20 protein-coding genes are annotated in these 23,068 nt (G+C 55.6%); 10 read left to right on the top strand and 10 right to left on the bottom strand.

Annotated elements, in window-relative coordinates; all coding sequences use genetic code 11:
* Positions 1-520 precede the first annotated feature (520 nt).
* The gene (locus ACZA91_RS13515) at positions 521-982 is read left to right on the top strand and encodes a single-stranded DNA-binding protein (RefSeq protein ID WP_463182724.1); all 462 of its coding nucleotides are present in this window, start codon (positions 521-523) and stop codon (positions 980-982) included.
* A gap of 94 nt (positions 983-1,076) precedes the next feature.
* Here ACZA91_RS13515 and recF read toward each other — a convergent pair whose 3' ends face one another.
* The 5 genes from recF to cbiT all read right to left on the bottom strand — a co-directional run bounded on the left by recF (position 1,077) and on the right by cbiT (position 7,205).
* On the bottom strand, positions 1,077-2,231 hold the full coding sequence (gene recF, locus ACZA91_RS13520; protein ID WP_190355308.1) for a DNA replication/repair protein RecF: 1,155 nt from the start codon (positions 2,229-2,231) through the stop codon (positions 1,077-1,079).
* Positions 2,232-2,448: 217 nt separating this feature from the next.
* A complete protein-coding gene (locus tag ACZA91_RS13525; protein ID WP_463182727.1) occupies positions 2,449-2,973 on the bottom strand; it encodes a hypothetical protein in 525 nt (174 codons plus the stop codon).
* A gap of 9 nt (positions 2,974-2,982) precedes the next feature.
* Positions 2,983-3,612: a GNAT family N-acetyltransferase gene (locus tag ACZA91_RS13530; protein ID WP_143472934.1), complete on the bottom strand. Its 630-nt coding sequence runs from the start codon at positions 3,610-3,612 to the stop codon at positions 2,983-2,985.
* Between the two features lie 1,058 nt (positions 3,613-4,670).
* Positions 4,671-6,476 carry a glycoside hydrolase family 10 protein gene (locus tag ACZA91_RS13535; RefSeq protein ID WP_463182732.1) on the bottom strand — a complete coding sequence of 602 codons (1,806 nt, stop codon included), beginning with the start codon at positions 6,474-6,476 and terminating at the stop codon, positions 4,671-4,673.
* Between the two features lie 123 nt (positions 6,477-6,599).
* Positions 6,600-7,205 carry a precorrin-6Y C5,15-methyltransferase subunit CbiT gene (gene cbiT, locus ACZA91_RS13540; protein ID WP_190355268.1) on the bottom strand — a complete coding sequence of 202 codons (606 nt, stop codon included), beginning with the start codon at positions 7,203-7,205 and terminating at the stop codon, positions 6,600-6,602.
* A 495-nt stretch (positions 7,206-7,700) separates the two neighbouring features.
* On the opposite strand from cbiT, the gene psbA reads away from it, so the two are divergent.
* Entirely contained in the window at positions 7,701-8,828 is a 1,128-nt protein-coding gene (psbA, locus tag ACZA91_RS13545; protein WP_393013940.1) for a photosystem II q(b) protein, read from the top strand.
* Between the two features lie 605 nt (positions 8,829-9,433).
* Positions 9,434-10,285 carry an acyl-CoA desaturase gene (locus ACZA91_RS13550; protein WP_190355266.1) on the top strand — a complete coding sequence of 284 codons (852 nt, stop codon included), beginning with the start codon at positions 9,434-9,436 and terminating at the stop codon, positions 10,283-10,285.
* Between the two features lie 261 nt (positions 10,286-10,546).
* On the opposite strand, the gene ACZA91_RS13555 is transcribed toward ACZA91_RS13550, so the two are convergent.
* Positions 10,547-10,678 (bottom strand): hypothetical protein, encoded by a 132-nt coding sequence (locus ACZA91_RS13555; protein ID WP_463182737.1) that lies wholly within the window; start codon positions 10,676-10,678, stop codon positions 10,547-10,549.
* Between ACZA91_RS13555 and ACZA91_RS13560 the strand changes: the two genes are divergently transcribed.
* The 5 genes from ACZA91_RS13560 (at position 10,677) to purU (ending at position 16,889) form a co-directional block, all read left to right on the top strand.
* Positions 10,677-11,786: an ABC transporter ATP-binding protein gene (locus ACZA91_RS13560; protein ID WP_463182740.1), complete on the top strand. Its 1,110-nt coding sequence runs from the start codon at positions 10,677-10,679 to the stop codon at positions 11,784-11,786. The two genes, ACZA91_RS13555 and ACZA91_RS13560, sit on opposite strands and share 2 nt — an antisense overlap.
* Before the next feature lie 307 nt (positions 11,787-12,093).
* Positions 12,094-12,906, top strand: a complete 813-nt coding sequence (locus ACZA91_RS13565) for an ABC transporter permease (protein WP_190527193.1) — start codon at positions 12,094-12,096, stop codon at positions 12,904-12,906.
* A 262-nt stretch (positions 12,907-13,168) separates the two neighbouring features.
* Positions 13,169-15,010 (top strand): GldG family protein, encoded by a 1,842-nt coding sequence (locus ACZA91_RS13570; RefSeq protein WP_463182743.1) that lies wholly within the window; start codon positions 13,169-13,171, stop codon positions 15,008-15,010.
* 13 nt (positions 15,011-15,023) lie between these two features.
* A complete protein-coding gene (locus tag ACZA91_RS13575) occupies positions 15,024-15,728 on the top strand; it encodes a DUF4340 domain-containing protein (protein ID WP_099534155.1) in 705 nt (234 codons plus the stop codon).
* Between the two features lie 306 nt (positions 15,729-16,034).
* A complete protein-coding gene (purU, locus tag ACZA91_RS13580) occupies positions 16,035-16,889 on the top strand; it encodes a formyltetrahydrofolate deformylase (RefSeq protein WP_099534156.1) in 855 nt (284 codons plus the stop codon).
* Positions 16,890-16,965: 76 nt separating this feature from the next.
* On the opposite strand, the gene folK is transcribed toward purU, so the two are convergent.
* The 4 genes from folK to pheS form a co-directional block, all read right to left on the bottom strand.
* Positions 16,966-17,376, bottom strand: coding sequence for a 2-amino-4-hydroxy-6-hydroxymethyldihydropteridine diphosphokinase (gene folK / locus ACZA91_RS13585; RefSeq protein ID WP_099534157.1), 411 nt, complete (start codon positions 17,374-17,376; stop codon positions 16,966-16,968).
* Positions 17,377-17,472: 96 nt separating this feature from the next.
* A complete protein-coding gene (locus tag ACZA91_RS13590) occupies positions 17,473-18,246 on the bottom strand; it encodes an SDR family oxidoreductase (protein WP_463182747.1) in 774 nt (257 codons plus the stop codon).
* Between the two features lie 143 nt (positions 18,247-18,389).
* Entirely contained in the window at positions 18,390-19,142 is a 753-nt protein-coding gene (locus ACZA91_RS13595; RefSeq protein WP_463182750.1) for a pantothenate kinase, read from the bottom strand.
* 56 nt (positions 19,143-19,198) lie between these two features.
* The gene (gene pheS / locus ACZA91_RS13600; protein ID WP_099534160.1) at positions 19,199-20,203 is read right to left on the bottom strand and encodes a phenylalanine--tRNA ligase subunit alpha; all 1,005 of its coding nucleotides are present in this window, start codon (positions 20,201-20,203) and stop codon (positions 19,199-19,201) included.
* 178 nt (positions 20,204-20,381) lie between these two features.
* Between pheS and ACZA91_RS13605 the strand changes: the two genes are divergently transcribed.
* The gene (locus ACZA91_RS13605; protein ID WP_463182754.1) at positions 20,382-21,002 is read left to right on the top strand and encodes a hypothetical protein; all 621 of its coding nucleotides are present in this window, start codon (positions 20,382-20,384) and stop codon (positions 21,000-21,002) included.
* Positions 21,003-21,242: 240 nt separating this feature from the next.
* Positions 21,243-22,949 (top strand): chaperonin GroEL, encoded by a 1,707-nt coding sequence (groL, locus tag ACZA91_RS13610; RefSeq protein ID WP_099532486.1) that lies wholly within the window; start codon positions 21,243-21,245, stop codon positions 22,947-22,949.
* Positions 22,950-23,068 lie beyond the last annotated feature (119 nt).

Genomic DNA, 23,068 nt, shown 5'->3' on the forward strand with positions numbered 1-23,068 from the left:
CCAGACATCAACCAACGCGCCGGTCAGCCGCTGGCTTTGTCCCTTTTGGGTCTTGTTCAATATCCCTGGGCGCGGGTGCGATCACCCTGCCCATTGACGAGCGATCGCGCTGGGTCGCTTGAAGGGGAGATAGACCGTTGATTAACCCCAAAGAGGGCCAGAGAATCACGATGGCCCCAAAGAAGGGCATGGTCACCGCCAGGCGCGGTTGTCCTTGCGCTCAATTCACGCCTACTTTGCTGGTGGTTTTGCGATTTTTTAACTATCTTTAACAACTGGCCGGGGGCCGATCGGCGGCCAATCCTAACCTCTAACTGGGTCTCTCATGCAATTCTGATGGGGTGGCGATTCCGGTGGGCTGTAATTCGTCCTGATCACCCCAACCATTTGCTTTTGGCGGCGAGGGCCTTGAAACTAGAGACCAAGGCTTGGCATGAGGGAGAGAGAAAGTGCTGGGTCTAAAGGTTAGGCGTAAGGTTAGATATTGATTAATGTTCGTAATTTTGGAGGCGATCGCGTCATGAATAGCTGTGTGTTGATGGCAGAGGTGGTGAAGGATCCCGAACTGCGCTACACGCCGGATAACTTGGCGATCGCGGAGATGTTGGTGCAATTTCCGGGGCAGCGCCCTGAAGATCCGTCCGCGACGATTAAGGCGGTGGGGTTTGGCAATTTGGCCAATGAAATTCAGCAGTCTTGCCATCAGGGCGATCGGGTGATTTTGGAAGGCCGACTCACCATGACCACGATCGATCGTCCCGAAGGATTTAAGGAAAAACGGGCCGAGTTGCGGGTGGGCCGTGTTCACAGCTTGGGATCGCTGGCCAGCTCAGCCATGGCCGCGCCCGTGGCCCCGCCCACCAATGCCAGCTATCGATCGGCGCCGCCGCCGGCTGCCACCGTGCCGCCTCGTCCGGCCCCGGCTCCGACCACGGCTCCGGCTCCGAGTGATGAGCTGGATTATGATGAAATTCCGTTTTAACGAGTTGAATTCAGTTAAATTCAGTCAAATTTAGTTGAATTTAGCCGAATTCAAAGGTTCAAACTTCCGAACTGAAACTCCTTGAATCAGGCCGTCAGGCTACGATCTCGCCCGATCGCACCGTCAGCACCTGGGCCGAATCCAGCCAGCGAGCATCAAAGGCTCCCAGGTGCGTGGTGGTGACAATCGTTTGAAACCGATCGGCGATCGCCCCCAATAATTGGTTCTGGCGGGCTAAGTCCAGTTCCGCCAACACGTCATCCAACAGCAACAGCGGCGGTTCCCCCACCACGGCCTCGATCGCGCAAAGTTCCGCCAGCTTCAGCGCCAAAACTAACGTGCGTTGTTGCCCTTGGGAGCCGTACTGTTTAGCCGGGGCATCATCCACCGCCAGGGTCACTTCATCCCGGTGGGGGCCCACCAGGGATGTGCCTTGGTATTGCTCAATTTCCCCCCGATCGCGCATTTGGGCCAACAAGGTGGCTTCAATGGCCCGCGCTTCTTCCAGGGCCGGCAATTGCCACACATCCGGCGCGATCGCCACATTCGGCGCATAGGTCAGCGTCAGGGTTTCCACGCGGCCGCTAATGGCCCCATGCCAACGACTGGCCAAGGGGGCTAACCGGGCGATCGCCCTGGCCCGCCGTCGAATTAGCCGGGTTCCCGTAGCCGCCAATTGCGCATCCCAAACGGCCAGCTCTGCCGCCCGATCGCTCAGGGCCTGACCCTGGCGGCGCTGTTTGGCCCAATCTCGCAACAGGGCATTCCGTTGGCGCAACACCCGCTCGTATTGGCGTAACAGGTGCGCATAGATTGGCTCCAGTTGCATCACCAAGCCATCTAACCAACGGCGGCGCTGCTCCGGCCCGCCCCGTACCAAGTCCAGATCAAGACTGGAAAATTCCACCGCATTCAGGGATCCCAGCCCGTCCAGTTGCCGTCGCAGGGTTTCGCCGCTCCGTACCAGGGTGCGTCTGCCCACCCGTCGCAGGCTCAAGCTCAGTTCCAGGGGCCCCGCTGCTCGATCGATCCAACCGGTAATTTGGGCGCAGTCTTGGGCCGATCGCACCAAATCTCCATCGCGGCTGGTGCGGTGCGATCGCAGGGTGGCCAGCAGCTCCACCGCCTCTAAGAGGTTGGATTTGCCCTGGGCATTGTCCCCCACCAGGATCGTCTTGGGCGCAACAAATTCAACCCACTGCTCGGCATAGTTCCGAAACTGGCGCAGATGCAGACGCTGGAGATACACGACGGCGACCGGGGCGATCGAAAAGAACCCAACCATCAAAACACCAAACGTCCTCTCCCAAGCACCGCAAATTCGTTGTGCCGGTGCAAACCCGTTCGTTCGGGGGACTGAAGCTTATGCTGCTAACGAATACTCCAATGGGCACTCATCCAATGGGTACTCACAATGGGTACTCATTAGAAGATCTCTAGAGAAGATATCTAGATATCTCCTAGGATCACTTGTGGCGGGCCGCACGAATCACGTGGGGCAACACACCAACGGCCGCCGCTAGGACTTGATCCGGTAACTTGTCAATATCTGAGCGATCGAAAAATTCTTCAAACTGATCCAGCAGTTTGCGGGCCCGCTGCTTGGCATCGCCCCGCGCCGTGAATCGTTCCACCAACTTCAGCCATTGCAACCGAATTCGGTAGCCTGTTTCCTGCTCCTTTAAAGACTTGGGCAGCAACAGCTCAAAATCTCCCAACGGAATCACCGCCTGACAGTCTTGATCCACCAGACCGCCCACCGCCGCCCCGGGCCCCGCAAATTCGGCATAGAACTCTTTGATCAACAACAGGCCGTTGCGGCGACGATTGTTGACAATCCAAACCTGACCACTCAGAACACGGCCGAGGGGCGATTCGGGGTTGATCGGGTCGAGGGGCGGCGGGTCAAGCTGAAACACAGAGGCGACGTGGGACGGGTCTCGATGGGCGGCGATAGAAAAACGATCGGGAGAGAGAGAGAGGCGAATCACGGTCGTAGCTTACCCCAATGGCTTTTGCAACAACAGACGTGTGGAACGTTGCCAACTGGGTCGAGAACCACCGCCCGATCGCCCGCTGGGGACAAAGCCAGCTCGATCGTATAACCGCCTCGCCGCACAATTATCGGCCAGGACATGAAGATACAGGGCGGAACTATCCCAGTGACGTGCCACTTCTTCGCAAGCGGACAGGAGTTGGAGTGCAACTCCCCGCCGACGATAGTCGGTGCGTACCGCCAGATTGGAAATGTAGGGATAGTGATGTTGGTTCAATCGCCAAGGCAGATTGGAGCGTGCTGCAATCTCGATCGTGCCGATCAGCTCAGGATGCTGAACCCGACCCGTCGCCGCCGTGGGGGCCGTAAAAGCTACCAAACACAGACAGCGATCGCGCTGGGATTGCAGTCGCGTTCGCAAATCTTCGTAGATGCCAGCCCGCAACAGGGGGAACAGCCAACGCCACCAGCCTTGTCGTCGGTGAAAGCTGTCCGCCAACAAATCGGCTAACTCGGCTAAGTCTCGAAACTCCGCCGGTCGGATTTGCAAAGGCAGGTCAGCGCATGGGTAACTCGATCGAACCAGGTTTTGGGGAATCAGCATGAGCAACGGGGCCACAATCTTTAGGAACACCAACCACCCATCAACAGCAGCGAACTGCCTTGATGCTAACCATCTTCACACCTGTGCCGACTGTTGATTAGCCTCCTCAGTCTCGGGCATTTTCTGGGGTGCATTTGGGGCCCCCGATGGGGACTCTTTTGGGGGTCTTTGGGGGATGGGGTGTCTGGTCACCTAGCGATCGATCAACACTCAACACCATGGTTGATAACAATCGATAGGGAAAATTGCGGGAAGGCTAACTAAATTTTGCCCACCTAGCAATCACGTCCCTGTCGATGTCAATCCCATGAAACTTCATTGCCCCAATGCCACATTGGCAATCTCCTAGAACTCATTTATCTCCGCCTAGAACCAACAGTCCGGTGGTTTCTAAGGGGGTTTTTAAATTGTCTTCTTAGGAAAAGAGCAAAGCTTGCGTTCGATCATATCCTGACCAGCCCAGAATCAAATCAGGATCTGATCCGAGGCGATCGGGTATTGATTGACACATGGAGATCTGGGAAATTCGAGATCTGCAAAAAAGAGGAGCGATCGCCTCAATTCAGTCTGCAATTAGATGCTTAGAAAGAAGACCGCAACAATCGGCCAAGTATGGGATTTAACCTGAATTTGATCAATTCAGGCTTTGTTGCGATCATGAAGCAACAAGGACAAAGTGGGATTTAGAAAAAACACCATCCAAACTTCAGCCTAATTTAGACCCCAAACGTTGACAAATGGGTATGGCCACAGCTTCCTGACAGACTTTCTTGAATTGTGCCGCGCACTATCCTCACAGCACCCATACAACCCATCTTGAGTTGATTCTTGGGTTGTCGTTAAATTACGATTCATCCATTATTTGGCGAAATCCATAAAAACTCAATCTATCTCTCCAATCTTCAAGCAATCTTTAAATAAGATCGACAAAATTAGTTTGCTTATCCATCACTTTTGCTAAAGGGAGAAGTCAGGTTTTCGGAGGGGTGGAGACGGATTTTGGCAGCAACCAATCCCCACAGGACGCAATGGGGCTGGTTGCTGAAGGGGCTGATGCAGCCCATCGATCGGCCGCGCTTGGGCAAGGATTAGCGATTGGAGCGGAAGGCGGGATTGAAAAAGAGTCGGCGGATGGTTTGTTGGCGGCGCTCTCGGTTCTCAGAGGTCAAATTCCAGAGGCTTTCATAGAAAAAGAAGGACACGCCGGCCAGTTGCTTTTGGCGCACCAGTTGCACTTGGGTGGCCACGCGATCGATTGGCATGGGCTTGACCTTCAGCCCCGTGAGAATGCCGACGCTGACGGGAATTTTGTAACTGGCAATTTGTAAATCCCGATCGAGCAGTTCCGCCTCAAAGAGGGCTGGATCTTCCCGGTAAATTTGCACAATCAGTTCATCAATCCAGCCGCGCCCCACCCAGTCTGACCAAGATTGCAAGGAAGTGCTGTAGGCAAAGGGTTGGGGATTGGGCGAAAGGGACATGATCGCCGTCGATCGCTTGGCCTTGAGGGTTTGTTGAATTTGCCCCATCAGTTGTGTTAGCCGACCCGATCGCCAGCGCATCCAGTCTGGATCTGTGGCTAAATCCGGCGGGGTTTGGCCATCTCGCTCCAGGGCGTATTGGGCCAAGGTGGTGGGGTCATAACCCAACTCCACCGGATAGGCGAAATGGTCATCAAATTGAATGCCGTCCACCGGGTAGCGAGCAGCCAGCTCATCTACCAAATCGGTCATGAATTTCTGCACATCCGGGTGGCCAGGATTCAACCAAACCCTTGTATCGCGTCCGTACTGAAACCGGTTGGAACCATCACGGCGCTGGGCAATCCAACCTGGATTCCGCCGAGCTAACTCGGAGTTGGCCGGAGCCATTAACCCAAATTCCAACCAGGGCACAACGGCCAAACCTAAACGACGACCTTCAGCGATCGCCTCGGCGAGGATGTCTCGCCCTTGCAGACCGGGGTGGGGGTCAATGCGTTGGCCGCTGGCCCGTTCGGCCACGTCGCTGGGGTAGAGGGTGTAGCCACCGTTCCAAACGGTGATGTAAACGGTGTTGAAGTTGGCGGCTTTCAGGTTTTCAAGGGCCTGACGCAGGCGATCGCGATCGAACAAGATATCGCTGTCGATGTTGGTTAACCAAGCGCCGCGTGTTTCCGGCGGCCGGGCCACGAAGGGCGTGAAGGCATCGGTGGCGGGGGTTTCCAACCGATCATTCAGGGCTTGGCAGAGGAAAGCGGCGGCCTCTCCTCGGGTGACCGATCGCTCCGGCTCCAAGCGACGGGGGTTGGGATAGCTCACCACCTTGCCGGCCCGGACGGCGGCGGCCACGGCCGGTCGCACTGGAAATTCCACCCGTTCACCATCTTCAAAGGTTTGGCGCAACAGGGTTCCAGCCCGAGGGTCGGCCGCGTTATCCGTCCAGCCCAAGCGGGTCATGATCATGGCAATTGCCCGATCGCGGCGCAGGGGTTCGTTGTCCTTGCTGGTGCGGGCGATCAGGGGGCCTTCTGGGACAGCCTGATTCAGCAGCCGCGCCAAATCTTCCGGGGTGGCTGGCTCATCGGGCTGAAATTGCCCAGCGCTGTTCAGGGGTAACCATCGCCGCTCGGCCAAAGCTGCCAAACAGCTTCGCGACCAATGATCACCGCCATCGGTGGGAGCTGCGATCGCCCCCAGCGCCAGGGGCCCCGCCCCGATCGCGCCCGAGAGTAATGTGCCCGAGAGTAATGTGCCCGGCAATAGCCTGCTCAACCCTAACGGCTTGGTGAATGGCTTGTGGAATGGCTTGCTGAATAACTGGGTTAATCGCTGGTTGAATGGCTGGTTGACTGGCTTGGCTAAGGCTTGGGATTTGGCCAAAACGCCGGATAGGGGCGCTGGGGATCGTGTCATGGTGTTTGCTGCCCGTTCGATCGCATGTTCACCGCAGGGACGGAAATGCCCAAGGATATAGCGCAATACGAACCATTTCTGACGAGGCCGGCATAGATTGCCTAAAAATCTCCGCCTATTCCCCTAACCTTCGCCCTTCTCGCCACAGAGAATGAACAGCGGGTCGATCGCCGCCAAAACCTGGCTATTGGCCCGCCGCTCCAAGCGATTGCCCGCCGCTTGCACCACCTCAATGTTCAACGCTTGCACCTCCGCCAGGGCTTCCGAAAGGGCGTACAGGCCCTCCAAGCTGGTAGACAGGGCCACCACGCGCCCCCCCAAAGGCAGCCGCTCCCACGCTGTTTCCAACAAGTCCTTCAGGGGCCGCCCACCACCGATGCAGACCCGATCGGGCGGTTGCTTCAGCAGGCCAAAACAGTCCGGCGCGCTGCCTTCCACCACCCGCACATTCTTGACCCCAAAGCGATCGCAGTTAGTCCGAATTAGTTGCACCACGTCGGAATCTCGCTCGATCGCCACCACTCGCCCTTGCGGGATCATCAAAGCGGCTTCCACCGAAATCGTCCCCGTTCCTGCGCCGATATCCCACAGCACGGAATTGGCCGACAACCGCAACATGGACAAAATCGCCAGCCGGGTTTCGCGCTTGGTCATCGGAATGCCCGGCAACCGCTCAAACAAATCATCGGGAATGCCGGGTGTGACGTAGGGCCAAAGAGGTGTGGTCATAAAAATTCAACGATATCAAGGTTTCGAGAACTGGGGTTTCGATCGACTGGCCGATCGCCCCGGAATGGGCCGATTTATAAATTAATAATTCTGATTAATCAAGATTGATTTCATTAGTTGATTGGATGATACTTGATTCTTCAATCGCTTTATAGTTATAAAACGAATACAGGTTCGGGCTGGGGTCACTCAATTCCTGGGAGATTGAGCGTCCCATCTCAATGGGCAATGCCCGGAATCAAAGGCTGAAGGCTGACTGGGCGATCGCTTGCGGGTTGCTCAAAGCATTAGCTCTCTGAATCTAAGGCATTGCCCGTCACTGGAGTGCTAGTCCCATAGGGGCATAGGGAATCGCTTTCGACTTGTTCGATCGCCCCTGTGCCCCCATTTAATTCCTGCTTACCCGGCCTCCAGTAGCCATAACCCCAAGTCTGGTGGGCTTTCTGAGTCCCCAGAATACCAACCTTAACCAAGGTTTGACAGAGGTACTCATCCATGACCCTATCTTTGCGATCGACTCCCGCGCCTAGTCGCTGGGATCGTTTTTGTAACTGGATCACCAGCACCGAAAACCGCTTGTATGTGGGCTGGTTTGGTGTGTTGATGATCCCCACCATGCTGACCGCCGCGATCGTCTTCATCCTGGCATTCATTGCCGCGCCGCCCGTAGACATTGACGGCATCCGCGAACCCGTTGCTGGTTCCCTGCTCTATGGCAACAATCTGATTTCCGCCACCGTGATTCCCCCATCCGCTGCGATCGGGTTGCACTTTTACCCCATTTGGGAAGCCGCCTCATTGGATGAATGGCTCTACAACGGTGGCCCCTACGAGCTGATCGTTTTCCACTTCCTGATTGCGATCTACAGCTACCTGGGTCGCCAATGGGAACTGAGCTACCGATTGGGAATGCGTCCTTGGATTCCCGTGGCCTTTTCGGCTCCCGTCGCTGCTGCCACCGCTGTTTTGTTGATTTACCCGATCGGGCAAGGTAGCTTTTCCGATGGCATGATGCTCGGCATTTCCGGCACTTTCAACTTCATGATTGTGTTCTCGCCGGAGCACAACATCCTGATGCACCCCTTCCACATGTTGGGCGTGGCTGGTGTTTTTGGTGGCGCACTGTTTTCCGCCATGCATGGCTCGTTGGTGACCTCTTCCTTGGTGCGGGAAACCAACATGAACGAATCGCCTAATCATGGCTACAAGTTCGGCCAAGAAACGGAAACCTACAACATCGTGGCAGCCCACGGTTACTTTGGCCGGTTGATTTTTCAATACGCCAGCTTCAATAATTCCCGTTCGTTGCACTTCTTCTTAGCCGCTTGGCCCGTGATTGGCATTTGGTTCGCCGCCTTGGGCGTTTCCACCATGTCTTTTAACCTGAATGGATTTAATTTCAATAACTCCATTTTGGATAGCCAAGGACACCCGATTAACACCTGGGCTGATGTGTTGAATCGAGCCAACTTGGGCATCGAAGTGATGCATGAACGGAACGCGCACCAGTTTCCTTTGGATTTGGCAAGTTCGGCGGACTTTCAACCCGTTGCGGCCTTGCAATCGGACTTTCAAGCGGACTTTCAACCCGCTAGCCTGACAGCTCCCGCAATCGCAGGCTAACTGAAAGTTTGTGACAGGCTAACTGAAAGTTTGTGGTGTCAAAATTGGTCTTGAGGCTGATGGAAATGGTGAATCAATGTCATGGTTGGCATGAATTCGTTACCCCGTAGAAGCGCAAATCCATTTCCAGGTGCGATCGCTCCTAATCCGTTTGTCTTAATCCGCTCGTCTTAATCTGTTGAAATTTCAGAGCTTGATCAGACTAGTTCTGTCAATCTTGAAATGACCCGATCTCAGTAGCTACCGATTGTTGATGTGGATTGACTGCGATTGATTGCAATTGAATAAAATTAATTGCAATCAACCAAGATTGATCAGAGTTGACTTTAATTAATGAAAATCAATCAAGATAAGTCGAAATTGATTGAAATTAGCATTGATTAACTCAGAGCAATCAAAGTTGATTGGAATGAATTGAAATTTCTCTTGCACAACTTCGCACCATTTTGCACACCTTAGATCGACACAGATTAATTCGTCGGATTCGTCATTCTCAGCACTCATTGGATGGGGGAGACTGCGCGATCGCACCTCCCCTTTTTGTTCGGCCAAACCACCCCAGCCGAAATCACCGGTTTATTTGTGGCTCTTGAGGAGTTGTGTTCATGACCGTTATTTGGAAACAGCTATCAGCCGATCGTCCGCCGGTCAAGTTAAACCTGTGGGCCGTAGGATTCTTTGCTGTCTTTCATCTTGTTGCCCTCTCTGCTCCTTGGTTTTTCTCTTGGTCAGCACTGGGAGTTTGCCTCCTGTTGCACTGGCTATTTGGCAGCATTGGCATCTGTCTCGGCTTTCACCGCCTCCTCAGCCATCGCAGTTTCCAAGTGCCCAAACCCCTAGAATATTTGATTGCCTTAATTGGCTCCATGGCGCTGCAAGGGGGGCCAATCTTTTGGGTTGCGGGTCACCGATTGCACCACGCTTTCACCGAAGATGAAGACAAGGATCCCTATTCCTCTCGGCGCGGCTTTTGGTGGAGCCATATGCTCTGGATGTTGTATCCGCGGCCGGAGTTTTTTGAATACGATCAATACCAACGCTACGCGCCAGATTTGGCCCGCGACCCCGTTTATCGGTGGTTAAATCAAAACTTCCTGTGGCTGCAACTCCCGATCGCGATCGGGTTGTATTTCTGGGGTGGTTGGTCTTTTGTGATTTACGGCATTTTCCTGCGAGCCGTTTTGCTTTGGCATTCCACCTGGTTCATCAATTCCGTAACCCATTTGTACGGGGGCTATCGTCCCTTTGCGACTGAAGACACCACCCGCAATCTCTGGTGGGCGGCCATTTTGACCTATGGCGAAGGTTGGCATAACAATCACCATGCCTACCCCCATGTGGCGAAATGTGGTTGGCGTTGGTGGGAAATCGATATGACCTGGTGGGCGATTTGGGTGCTGTCTATTTTGGGCTTGGCGCGCAATATTCATCAGCCGCCGGAGCTGCTGGAATCATAGACCTTTGATCCGGAAGCTTGAAATAGAATCCGTGATTCAATAACCGAAGAAATCGAATTGAAAATCATCGGAATAAGGGGCTTAAGCCCCTTGTCTTCGTTAGCCCGTAGGGTGGGCATTGCCCACCAAATCGTTGCTTCACGGCATTTGCGATATGGTGTGCCAATTATTTTAGGTAAAGACTGTAAACCTTAAAAATAAAGCTTAAAAGATAAACCTTAAAACCCACGAATTGATCGATCGACTTGATAGACCCGACCATTAACCATTATCGAAACGATCGAACCGGTTGACGATCGGGTCATGTCGTTCGGGAAGCCGTGCGGCATAATGGGGCGTGGTCTCGGCTTTGGGGCCGATCGACTGGGATTTTTGACCGAGATCGCTCGCCATGATTGAAGTGGAACAGTTGCGGAAGGTTTACGGCAGCACCGTAGCCATTCGCGAGGTGACGTTTTCTGTGGAGCCGGGAGAAATTTTGGGGTTTCTGGGCCCCAACGGTGCAGGCAAAACCACCACAATGCGAATTTTGACCGGCTATCTACCGGCCACCAGTGGCACGGCGCGGGTGGCGGGATTTGATGTGCATGACGATTCGATGGCGGTGCGCGAACGGATTGGCTATTTGCCAGAAACGCCGCCTCTCTACCCAGATATGACGGTGGAGGGATTTTTGAACTTTGTGGCGCGAATTAAGGGCGTTTCGGCGGGCGATCGGGCGGAGCGGGTGCGCTGGTCGATCGAGCGCTGTGGTTTGAGCGATCGCCGCAAAACCATCATTAATAAATTGTCGAAGGGCTATCGCCAGCGGGTAGGGATTGCCCAGGCGATCGTGCATGATCCACCGGCCATTGTGTTGGACGAGCCAACGGTGGGTCTGGATCCGCGCCAAATTGCGGAAGTCCGTAACCTGATCAAAAGTTTGGCGGGCGACCATACGGTGATTTTGTCCACCCACATCCTGCCGGAAGTGAGCATGACTTGCAGCCGGGTGGCGATCGTGAACGGTGGGCGAGTGGTGGCCACCGACACCCCCGACAACCTGATGGCGGGTCGTGTGGGCGGCGCGGCCTACGACTTGGAAATTGATGGCGCTGAGTCGGCGTTGGTGACCCTGACGGAAGGAGATCCGCCGCAATTGCTCGATCGGGCGGCCCAGTTGGTGGAGCGGTTGCAAACGTTGGCGGGAGTCCGATCGGTCACGCCCCAAGGATCACCGGGCGATCGACCCGATCGATTGCGGTTGAAGGTGGCGATCGAGCGAGATACGGAACCGGCCCAGGAAATTGCCCGCGCCGTCATTGCCGCCGATTTGGGGCTATGTGAATTGCGCCGCAGCCAAGCCACCTTGGAAGATGTGTTTTTGGATTTGACCACGGAGGAACCGACAACCCCAACGGAGATAACTGGGGCGATCGACTCCCTTGATCCGGTGGCTGCGGATCCCGAACCGATCAACCTTGCCATTTCCCCGGACTCGTCCCCGGAAGCGGCTGAATAAGGCCCGCTTGGGTTGATCTGTCATGCCAGTTTTGAGCTGCCAGCTTTTCTGCCCATGGATTGCGAGTGACGGATATGGAACCGGCAACCAGCTAGTCAACGAATTGCATGATTCAAAAGTGCTTTCTCCTGGCCGTGTTTCCTAATACTTTCCTGCTTTAATTGCCACGACTGATTCTTCTTACTTCTCAACTTTCAATTCTGAATGCTGGCTTCTCGATTTTGCTTGCGCATCTTTCACGGCTAACTTTTAGATTTTTCTCAAGGATGGTTGAAACTGAGGCATGGCTGTTAACTTAGGACATCGATTGCGAGTGATTTTGGCCAATATTGTGGCCATCTATCAACGGGAATTACAGAGTTATTTTGTCTCTCCCTTAGCCTATGGAGTGGCTAGTATTTTTTGGTTAATTGCAGGCATCTTCTTTGTGGCGGTGCTGCTGGGGCCGGCGGGCATCATTGCCCAATCGGCCATGCGCGATATGCAGGGCCAGCAAATGGGCATTCCTGTGCCGCCGATCGATGTTCCCTATGAATTTCTGAAAATTTATTTGGGGAGTTTGGGGTCACTATCCCTTTTCATTCTGCCGATTTTGTCCATGAGTCTCTATACCGAAGAGCGCAAACGCGGCACGATCGAGCTATTAGCCACATCACCAATTACGAACTGGGCCGTAGCCCTGGGCAAGCTCTTGGGGGTGCTGACCTTTTTTGCCAGCATTTTGGCTCCGATTCTGTTGCTGGAATTGATTGTTTTGGCGGCTTCTAATCCGCCCATTTCTCCTTGGGTGGCAGTATCAGGACACCTGGGGCTGTTGCTGATGGGGGGTGGCGTTTTGTCTCTGGGAATGTTCCTGTCATCCCTGACGGCTAGCACGGTTTTGGCGGCGATGATGACCTTTGCCCTCAATCTTTCCCTCTGGATTATTGATCTGTTGGCTAACGCGATCGGGGGTGATGTGGGTCAGGCGATCGGGCATTTATCTTTGCTGAAACATTACGAAGCGGCGGTGCGTGGTGTGCCCGAAACAGGCAGTGCAATTTTGTTTTTGAGCTATATCCTACTCGGGATTTTCTTGACGGCTCAATCGGTAGAAACTTTCCGTTTTCAGCGCTCCTAGGCATATCCTCAGCAGTCTGCATTTTGGGGCGATCGCCTAAATTTCATCACCTAAATTTGATTGCCTGAGTTCAAGCGCCTGAGTGCGATTAGGGAAATGCAACTGAGGAACTGCAATTGAGCAGATGAAATTGTGCGCGTGAAATTGAGCAAGTGAAATTGAGCAAGTGAAATTGAGCAAGTGAAATTGAGCAAGTGAAATTGAGCGAATTCAGTATTGATTCTGGCTTGTTTGCCATTCAGGGGGAACTGATTTAGTGGCTATGAAACTGGCATCTGTGCGGCAACTGTTGCCTCGTTATCTCAAATCTGGGCTTAGATATCTCGGTAAATATCTAATTTTCGTGGGCCTGTTCCTGATGGCGGCGGGCCTGTCAGCGGGCTTTGTGGGTGGCTGGGGGCCCTTGGCTGGGGGGCTGATGGTCGCTGGCATTGTGGCGATCGGGATTTGGCTGGTCACCCACGGTAATTTGCGCCGCACTTGGAGCCAGCGATCGACCCAATCCAATACCAATGCGTTGTTGGCGACCTTGGCCGCGTTGCTAATTTTTGGGGCGATCAATTTCTTGGGATCTCGTTACAGTACCAAGTTTGATTTAACCGAAACTCAACTGTTTACGCTGGCTCCCGAAACCCAGGAAACGGTACGCAATTTGGGTCAAAAAATCAAAATCTTGATTTTTGATCGATCGCTCTCTGATACCGATCGGGAACTGCTGAGTAATTACGCCAAATTAAATCCCAACTTCACCTATGAATTAGTCGATCCACAGGTGGATTTTGGCCGGGCCCAAAGTTTTAAGGTCAAATCCTTTGGGGAAGTGTATTTGGAAGCAGGTGAACAAAAACGCTTAGTGACCACCTTGGGGCCCGAAAGTCGCCTGAAGGAAACGGAGTTAACCAACGCGATCGCCCAGCTTTCCAGCACCACCCAAGCAACGATTTATTTCCTGCAAGGCCACGGAGAGCGCCCAATTGAAGGAGAGCAGGGCGGTTTGACGGAAGCGGTGACGGGCCTGAAAACCAAAAACTTCATCGCCAAACCCTTGAACCTGATTCGTGAGGGCAAAATTCCCGAGGATGGCATTGCCTTGGCGATCATTGGCCCCCAACGTCCTTTGCTCGATCGGGAACTGGCACTGCTGGAAACCTATTTGCAGCGGGGTGGGCGGCTGTTGGCGCTGTTGGATCCCGCGTCCGATGGCGGCCTCAGCCAGTTGCTGACCCGTTGGGGGGTGAAGCTGGATAACCGCCTGGTGGTGGATGCGTCGGGAACGGGCCAGTTGGCCGGTTTAGGCCCCGATGCCCCGATCGTCACCCAATATGGCGACCACCCAATCACCCAGGATTTCAAAGGCGGGGTTTCGATTTACCCGGTGGCGCGATCGCTCGAAATCGTCACCATCAGCGGCATCACGGCCACACCTCTCATCAAAACCGACGAAAAGAGTTGGGCTGAAAGCGAACCCACCGCCCAACAGCTCACCTTCACGCCCCCGCAAGATCGCCAAGGGCCGTTGGTTTTGGGGGTTGCCTTGGAACGGGCGATCGCCCCTGAACCGGCCGCGAGTCCCTCCCCCAGTCCTAGCCCGACGGCCAGCCCCAGCCCGACCGTATCTCCAACGGCATCCCCAACGGCCAGCCCAAGTCCGACCGTATCTCCAACGGCATCCCCAACGGCCAGCCCAAGTCCGACCGTATCTCCGACGGTATCTCCGACCACATCCCCAACTGCTTCTCCGACGGCTAGCCCCAGCCCGACTGGATCCCCAACCGCATCCCCGACGGCCAGCCCCAGCCCGGCCCCGAGTCCTTCCCCCAGCCCGGCCCCTCCGAAAGCCGCTCGGCTGGTGGTGATTGGTAACTCGTCGTTTATGGCGGATGGGCTATTTAGCCAGCAGCTCAATGGCGATGTGTTTCTGAATTCGGTGGGTTGGTTGGGCGATCGCGCGGAAAGCAGCCTTTCCATTCGGCCGCGCGAACCCAATAACCGACGTTTCACCATCACGAATCAACAGTCCGCGCTGTTGCTGCTGTTGGCGTTGGGGGTGTTCCCGATCGGGGGGCTGACCTTGGCGGGTGTGATGTGGTGGAAGCGACGCTAGGGAGCGAACAACCATGAAGCTCAAATCTTCGACCCTTTGGATTTTGGCGATCGCCCTGGGGGTGGCCGGTGGCGTGGCTTTGTTTGAGACGCAATCCACCCAAAAACAAGCCCAACAGCAGCAACAGGCCAAGCTGTTTGGCTTTGCGGAAGCCGATATTCAACAGTTGACCCTGAAATTGGGCGATCGCACCGTGCAGCTCGATCGCCGGGCCAACTTCCAACCGGGGCAAACCCTGTGGGAACTGCGGTTGAATGGAGGTGCAGCGGAACCGGCCAGCGATGGAGCTGTGGCGTTTTTGACCAGTTTGCTGGCCTCGTCTCAGCGCGATCGCACCATTGAGCGATCGCCCGCCCAGCTTGCAGAATTGGGCCTCGATCGCCCCCGTGCCGAAATCACGATGCGCCTGAAAACCGGCCAGCAACATCGACTGGCGATCGGGCAGGCTGGGTTTGACGATTCTTTTCTCTATGCGCTGGTGGATCCGCCTCAACCTTTGCCGGGTAAGGTGTCCGTGGCCTTAATCCCCAAGGATTTCCAGCTCGCCACGGTCGATCGGCCCTTGGCGGAATGGAAGCAACCGCCGCCGCCCCCGAGTCCCAGCCCGAGCGGATCGGTCACGCCCAGCCCGACAGCCGGCCCCACAGTCAGCCCGACGGCTAGCCCCACAGCCAGCCCCAGCCCCACGACCTCACCATCGCCCGCAGCCTCACCGTAGGGGCGCATCGCCATGCGCCCTCCGGTACGCCAAGTCTCGAATACCCAACCGAGATCAGGCGATCAACCCCGATCGCCCGCAGCCTCACCGTAGGGGCGCATCGCCATGCGCCCTCCGGTACGCCAGATCCCCCAATCCCCCAATACCCAAAGGAGATCAAGCGATTGATCCTGGCGGAGAGCGTACAGCGGAGGGCGTACAGCGGAGGGCGTACCGCTGTACGCCCCTACGGAATCTACGGCCCTGTGTTCGTCGGGGTTTCGCTTAAAATTCAAAGGTTCGATCGCGCCTGCCACCTTTGCAAACATGTCTTTAGCCACTGCAACACTGCTCATTAACTGTCCAGATCAACGGGGTTTAGTCGCCAAAATTGCCAGTTTTATTGATGCCAACGGTGGCAATATTCTGCACGCCGACCAACACCAAGACCCAACAGCCAATCTCTTTTTGAGTCGGGTTGAATGGCAACTGGATGGGTTTAATTTGCCCCGCGATTTAATTGATCCAGCCTTTGGGGCGATCGCCAAACCCCTCGGCGCAACTTGGCAGCTTCACTTCTCTGACGAAGTTCCCCGGATGGCCATTTGGGTTAGCCGCCAAGATCATTGCCTGCTGGATTTGCTGTGGCGGAACAAAGCCGGTGAAATTCCCGCCAAAATCGTTCTCATTATTAGCAATCACCCGGACTTGGCCCCGATCGCCCAACAATTTGGCATCGACTATCACCACGTGCCCATCAGCAAAGACACCAAGGCCGAAGCCGAAGCTAAACAATTGGAGCTACTGCGGGAATATCAAATTGATTTGGTGGTGCTGGCGAAATATATGCAAATTCTTACCCCGGGATTTGTGGCGGCTTTCCCGAATGCAATTAACATTCACCATTCCTTTTTGCCCGCATTTCCCGGAGCTAATCCCTACCAACGGGCACACGATCGGGGCGTGAAAGTGATTGGCGCAACGGCCCACTACGTCACCCAAGATCTGGATGAAGGGCCGATTATTGAACAGGATGTTTCCCGAGTCAGCCACCGCGACACCGTTGAGGATTTGGTCCGCAAGGGGAAAGATCTAGAACGGGTGGTTTTGGCCAGAGCGGTGCGGTTGCACTTACAAAACCGGGTGTTGGTGTATGGCAACCGCACGGTGGTGTTTGAGTAGGTTTTTGAACCAGAGATTCACCGAAAATGGGTGATGCAATCGGTTACGCGATCGGGTCAGGAAATTCACCGAAAATTTAGCCGATCGCCTGGGATGCCGCCAATTGAATTCCGTGGCGATCGAGCAGTTCTTGCACCGGAATCTTGGTGTAATCCTTGCTGTAGAAATCATCATGCACCACTTGCCCATCCCAAATGATGATATCGAGGTCGATCGTCCGGGGTCCAGATTTAATTGGCCCCTTGACACGCCCTAGGCGCTTTTCCAAATCCTTCAAATATTGATTAAATTCCAAATAGCTTAAGTGGGTGGATACCCAATAGGCCCCATTCAAGAAATCATCCTGATCTTGATAGCCAACGGGAGCGGTCACAATGTAAGCGGATTTATCAACCAGTTGATGTTCCTGGGCTAAAATTTGCTCCGCTTGCTGGCAATGGTGCTGGGGTTCAATGTTGGAACCAACGGACAAAATTGCTTGATACATGGAATTTAGCCTCAGAAGCGGAATCAAACGTTGGTTAAACGGGAACAGGCGATCGCTGGAAAAAAGGGCGATCGCCGTTTGGGATCGCCCTTGTGTTTATTGCTTAATTTGGGTGGTCTGCTCGTAGGTCACGGCATTTTGCCCCACATTGGTTAGGGATTCGCCCCCATCCACAAACAAAATTTGCCCATTCACAAAAGGATTATTCAGGATATAGTTCACCGCTTGGGAAATGTTTTCCGTAGAGCCTTGTTGCTTCACGGGAATGCCCTGAACTCGCCACTGAATATAGTCACTGGTGCGGCTCCCGGCGGGCAAAATGACACCCGGAGCAATGCCATTAACCCGCACTTGGGGAGCCAGTTCGATCGCCGCCAATTTTGTAAATTCTGCCAAGGCTTTTTTGGAGAGCAAATAGGCTGAATATTGATATTGGTTGAAAGCCACCTTGTTGTCGATGATGTTAATCACACAGCCGGTTCCGCCGTTTTTGGCAAAGGCTTGGGTGAGGAAGTAGGGGGCTTCAAAATTCACCTTAAATTGCTTGGCAAACAGGTCAGGCGTTGTCTCTGCGATCGGGGCTGCGTCATACACGGAAGCACTGTTAACCAACAGGCTTAAATCGCCAAAGCGCGATCGCACACGATCGATCAAAGGCTGCATGTCCGGCTCATGGAGCAAGTCAAAGGGAAACAGCTCGCATTCCACTCCCAAAGCGCGAAATTCCGCCGCCGTTTCCTGGGCTGCATCGTGGGAGGAACCATAGTGCAGGGCAATGTTGTAGCCTGCTTTGGCCAAACCGAGGGCGATCGCCTTGCCAAGCCGAATGGCGGAACCCGTAACCAGTGCCGTACCTTGAGTTTGGGTCATGATTGGGGGAAATAAAGTATCAGAATGTCCTGGGCAATCGCGACCCAACGAGTTCAAAACAACGCAATTAAGCAGTTTAAACTGATTATTAATATTCTGTTACGTTCTGGCTCATCTGTGGTTGATCGGTCGCGGATGAGCGCTCAAGGGCTTTGGAAAAATTCTGGCTTGTTCTGATCGGAACGAACGGCTTGAATGCCCGCAAAGATGATGGAAGGATCCGGGTGTAAATCAACCGTGAGGGTTGGGTCAATTGCCCGGAGATATTGCGCGATCGCGGGGCCATCGCCGCCGGTAATCACCGCCGTGCCGTGGGGATAGCGCGATCGCCAGGTTTGCAACCAAGTTTGCGCCAGGACGGCCACGCCCCAGACCACCCCACTGGCGATCGCCCCGATCGAGTCCTGGGCCCAGAGGGTTGGGAGTTGGGTGGGTGGCAGCACGGCCGGCAGGGCGGCAGTCTTTTCCGTGAGGCTGCGCAATTGCAACCCCAACCCCGGCGCGATCGCCCCGCCGATTAGTTGTCGGTTTGGATCCACAGCCGTCACGGTCAGGGCCGTGCCGCCATCAATCACCAGGGCCGGGAAGCCGTAGCGCTGACCCGCGCCCAGCACAGCCAAGGCACGATCGATCCCCAAGGTGGAATACAGCCCCCCGATCGGGAGATCGGCCAACGTGATGATGCGCCAGTCAGCCCGATCGCTCCATCGATCGAGTGCTCCCGGAACCACTGAGGCGGCCCAAACGGGTTGCTCTAGGGCCAGGTGATCCGGGGGCGGCTGTGCATCATCCCAAACGCGATCGAGCCGATCGCCCGTCCAATCGCCCCAATGCCAGCGCGAATTCCCCACCATCAGCGATCGCCAGCGATCGGCCCCATCGTTGCTCGTCGCCATCGGGAGCACAATTAATTAAACCTGATGGGAATTAAACCTGATTGGGTGAGGCCTGCTTAGAACTGGCGCAAAAACCGGAGATCGCTGGCATAAACCCGGCGAATATCGTCGATTTGGTGCAGAACCATGGCGAATCGCTCCACCCCAAAGCCCGCCGCAAAGCCTGAATAGACCTCCGGATCTAGCCCAGCGGACTTCATCACATTGGGATCCACCATGCCGCAACCCAGCACCTCTAGCCAGCGCCCTTTCCACTTCACATCCACCTCCGCCGAGGGTTCCGTGAAGGGGAAGTAGCTGGCGCGGAACCGCACTTCCACTTCCCCGAAAATTTCGCCCAGGAGGGTTTCGATCGTGCCTTTCATGTCCGTGAAGGTCAGACCCTCATCGATCGCCAGCAGCTCAATTTGGTGGAACACGGCCGCATGGGTTGCATCCACCGTGTCGCGTCGATAGACCCGGCCGGGAGCCACAACGCGGATGGGCGGTTCGCGCTCTTCCATGTAACGAAGCTGCACGGCGGAAGTGTGGGTGCGCAGCAGGTTTCCATCGGGCAAATAGAAGGTGTCGGCCATGTCGCGGGCCGGGTGGTCGGCGGGGGTGTTCAGGGCCTCGAAGTTGTAATAGTCCGTTTCCATTTCGGGGCCATCGGCCACCGTGTAGCCCAAGCCAACGCAGATATCGACTACCCGGTCGATCGTGCTGGCGAGGGGATGCTTGCGGCCTAAGGGGCGATAGGTTCCCGGCGCGGTCACATCTAAGGTTTCCGCATCCAGCCGGGCCCGAATGGCCGCCGCTTGCAGATCTGCCCGTCGCCGATCGAGCAGGTCTTGCACCGCGTCTTTCACTTCGTTGGCCTTGGCTCCAATCCGCGGCCGATCTTCGGCGGGCAGCTTGCCCATGCCCCCCAGCACGGCGGAGATTTTGCCTTTTTTGCCCAGGAAGGCAACGCGCAACTGCTCGATCGCGTCGAGGTCAGGGGCTTGGCCGATCGCGCTTTGGGCTTCGGCTTGCAGTTGGCTCAGTTGGGCTTCGAGGTCGCTGACCTGGGTGGCAGTCATGGCTGAAAACAATTGAGAAAGGCGGCATGGAGTTGGGTTTGATGAATTCGCCGAATGCGCCAAAAAATCGCAAAGCGATCGGCTGAAATCATCACCCGTCCCATCAAAGGATAGAGCATCGGGCGATCGCCCGCTTGTTTTCTGGCCTAAGATCCTGGCCTTAGGATTTGGTTAATTAATGATGAGCGAACCTCAAACGGTTGAGACCAGCTATCTGGGCCAGACAAGCCAGCGCCAAACCCCGAATTCCCTGGCGAATCCCCTGGCGAATCCCCTGGCGATCGGGCTGTTGGGTTTGCTGGTGACCGGTGGAATGCTCGGCGGGGCGATCGGGATTTTGAATTTATCAGCCCCCCAGGCGATCGCCCAAACCCGCCCCAGCCAGCCCAGCGCCCCCAATGTCCTCAACATTCTGCGCGGGTTGCCCCAACCGACCACCGCCCCCGCCAACCGGCCCGCCATCTTTGCGGCCAATGCCTACGGTCAGCAAAGCCTGAACTTCCAGAGCAAATCCAACGCAGAAGCTGCCATCCAGTTCTATCGCCAAGCGCTCGGCCGCTTGGGCTACACCGAACGCACCACCAACACCACGATCGGGCAATGGGGGTTCAGCATTGTTTTTGACCCGCCGGCCAGCTTGGGCCTCAAACCCAGCAGCACCGCCCCGCGCAACACCCTGGAAGTGGGCGACCAAGTGACGGTTCAAGGCAGCGGCAGCCCCTCGGTGGTGTTGGTGTTGCAAGGAACGATGCTGTCTCCTGACACCATGAACACCAACATTCGCTTTGAGGAAATTTAGGGCGCGATCGGGCAAACAAGTTGAGAGATGGGACTTGAGGGAGGGCCTGAAGGACTAATGGCCGCTTTAACCCTGCGAATAATCCTGCAAACGCCACGCGATCGAGCGAGCGATTAGGAAAGCTGGGCAATTAATGGCAAGCCATAGGTTCGGTTAGCACTCCCTTTCCGAGAGTGCCAAATTTGCATACAGTCTTGGGGTGAACCATTGGTAAATCACGGATAGCGACCCCACACCCCTATGGTTAAGATCGTCTCCTTCAGCGACGAATCGCGCCGCGCCCTCGAAAACGGTGTTAACGCCTTGGCCGATGCCGTGCGCGTCACGCTGGGCCCTAAAGGCCGAAACGTTTTGCTGGAAAAGAAATTTGGCATTCCCAGCATCGTGAATGACGGCATCACGATCGCGAAAGAAATTGAACTGGAAAGCCCCCTGGAGAATACGGGTGCTCGCCTGGTGCGCGAAGTGGCCACCAAAACCAAAGATATTGCTGGTGACGGAACCACGACGGCCACCGTGTTGGCCCAAGCCCTGGTGCGTGAGGGCATGAAAAATGTGACCGCCGGTACCAACCCCGTGGCCCTGCGGCGCGGGATTGACAAAACCGTTGCCCGGTTGGTGGCGGAAATTAACGAGCTGGCGCAACCGATCAGCAGCAACGAGGCGATCGCCCAAATTGCCGCCGTGGCCGCCGGTAGCGACCCAGAAATCGGCAGCACGATCGCCAACGCCTTCGATCGGGTCACCCAAAACGGCGTGATCACCGTGGAAGAGTCGAAATCCTTGACCACCGAAGTGGATGTGGTGGAAGGGATGCAGTTTGATCGCGGCTACACCTCGCCCTACTTCGTGACCGACTCCGAGCGGATGATCACGGAGTTGCACAACGTGGCTGTGCTGCTGACAGACGGCAAAATCAATAGCCTCGCGGAAATTGTGAGCATTCTGGAAGGAGTGGTGCGCGATGGCAAATCGCTGTTGATCATTGCCCAAGATATTGAAGGCGACGCGCTTTCCACCTTGGTGATCAACAAACTGCGGGGCGTGCTGAACGTGGCCGCTGTGAAAGCTCCGGGCTTTGGCGAGCGTCGCAAGTTCATGCTTGAAGATATCGCCCTTGTGGTCGATGGCCAGGTGGTGAGCGAAGAGACGGGCACGAAGCTCGAATCCTGTGATACCAGCGTTTTGGGATATGCCCAAAAGGTGACGATCACCAAGGACTCGACCACGATTGTGGCGGGCGATCGGGCAGATCAAGCCGCCATTGCCGCGCGCGTGCAACAGCTCAAGGACGAACTGGCCGCCACCGACAGCGACTACGACACCGAAAAGCTGCAAGAGCGGATCGCCCGCTTGGTGGGTGGTGTGGCTGTAATTAAAGTGGGCGCGGCCACCGAAACCGAACTGAAGGAACGGAAGCTGCGCATTGAAGATGCCGTGAACGCCACCAAAGCCGCGATCGCGGAAGGGGTGGTAGCCGGTGGTGGGGCAACCCTGATGCGCCTGGCCAAACTGGCCGAAAGCTTCAAGGCCACCCTGAACGCGGAAGAGGCGATCGGGGCCGGTATTGTGGCCCAAGCCTTGACCACGCCCCTCAGCCAAATTGCCGAAAACGCCGGTTACGAAGGCGCTGTGGTGGTTGAAAAGGTGCGCAACCAGGGCGATCACATCGGCTTCAACGCGCTGACCGGAGCCTACGAAGACACCCAAGCGGCGGGGATCATTGACCCGGCTAAGGTGTTGCGGACGGCCCTGCAAAATGCCGCCTCGATCGCCGGTTTGGTGCTGACCACCGAGGCGATCGTGGTTGATAAACCCGAACCGAAACCCGCTGCTCCCGCTGGTGGTGATCCCATGGGCGGTATGGGCGGCATGGGTGGCATGGGCGGCATGGGTATGGGTGGCATGGGTATGGGCGGTATGGGTATGGGCGGTTTCGGGATGTAATTCCTGGCTCGATCACCCGTTCCAGTTTCCCTAGCTGCAATTGGGCCCATGAAGATGGGCCCGACCGCAATTCCCATCATCCAAAAGCTTGCCAGCGCCCCAGCTCAAACACTGAATCA

Source organism: Limnothrix sp. CMB-01 (genome assembly GCF_055193175.1).

Bases quoted from the DNA above. Each gene is read 5' to 3' on its own strand.
- psbA (WP_393013940.1), top strand. From the start codon at position 7,701: ATGACCCTATCTTTGCGATCGACTCCCGCGCCTAGTCGCTGGGATCGT.
- groL (WP_099532486.1), top strand. From the start codon at position 21,243: ATGGTTAAGATCGTCTCCTTCAGCGACGAATCGCGCCGCGCCCTCGAA.
- ACZA91_RS13575 (WP_099534155.1), top strand. From the start codon at position 15,024: ATGAAGCTCAAATCTTCGACCCTTTGGATTTTGGCGATCGCCCTGGGG.
- cbiT (WP_190355268.1), bottom strand. From the start codon at position 7,205: ATGACCACACCTCTTTGGCCCTACGTCACACCCGGCATTCCCGATGAT.
- ACZA91_RS13570 (WP_463182743.1), top strand. From the start codon at position 13,169: ATGAAACTGGCATCTGTGCGGCAACTGTTGCCTCGTTATCTCAAATCT.
- ACZA91_RS13560 (WP_463182740.1), top strand. From the start codon at position 10,677: ATGATTGAAGTGGAACAGTTGCGGAAGGTTTACGGCAGCACCGTAGCC.
- ACZA91_RS13550 (WP_190355266.1), top strand. From the start codon at position 9,434: ATGACCGTTATTTGGAAACAGCTATCAGCCGATCGTCCGCCGGTCAAG.
- ACZA91_RS13595 (WP_463182750.1), bottom strand. From the start codon at position 19,142: ATGGCGACGAGCAACGATGGGGCCGATCGCTGGCGATCGCTGATGGTG.
- ACZA91_RS13605 (WP_463182754.1), top strand. From the start codon at position 20,382: ATGATGAGCGAACCTCAAACGGTTGAGACCAGCTATCTGGGCCAGACA.
- ACZA91_RS13535 (WP_463182732.1), bottom strand. From the start codon at position 6,476: ATGACACGATCCCCAGCGCCCCTATCCGGCGTTTTGGCCAAATCCCAA.
- ACZA91_RS13515 (WP_463182724.1), top strand. From the start codon at position 521: ATGAATAGCTGTGTGTTGATGGCAGAGGTGGTGAAGGATCCCGAACTG.
- ACZA91_RS13590 (WP_463182747.1), bottom strand. From the start codon at position 18,246: ATGACCCAAACTCAAGGTACGGCACTGGTTACGGGTTCCGCCATTCGG.
- purU (WP_099534156.1), top strand. From the start codon at position 16,035: ATGTCTTTAGCCACTGCAACACTGCTCATTAACTGTCCAGATCAACGG.
- folK (WP_099534157.1), bottom strand. From the start codon at position 17,376: ATGTATCAAGCAATTTTGTCCGTTGGTTCCAACATTGAACCCCAGCAC.
- ACZA91_RS13555 (WP_463182737.1), bottom strand. From the start codon at position 10,678: ATGGCGAGCGATCTCGGTCAAAAATCCCAGTCGATCGGCCCCAAAGCC.
- pheS (WP_099534160.1), bottom strand. From the start codon at position 20,203: ATGACTGCCACCCAGGTCAGCGACCTCGAAGCCCAACTGAGCCAACTG.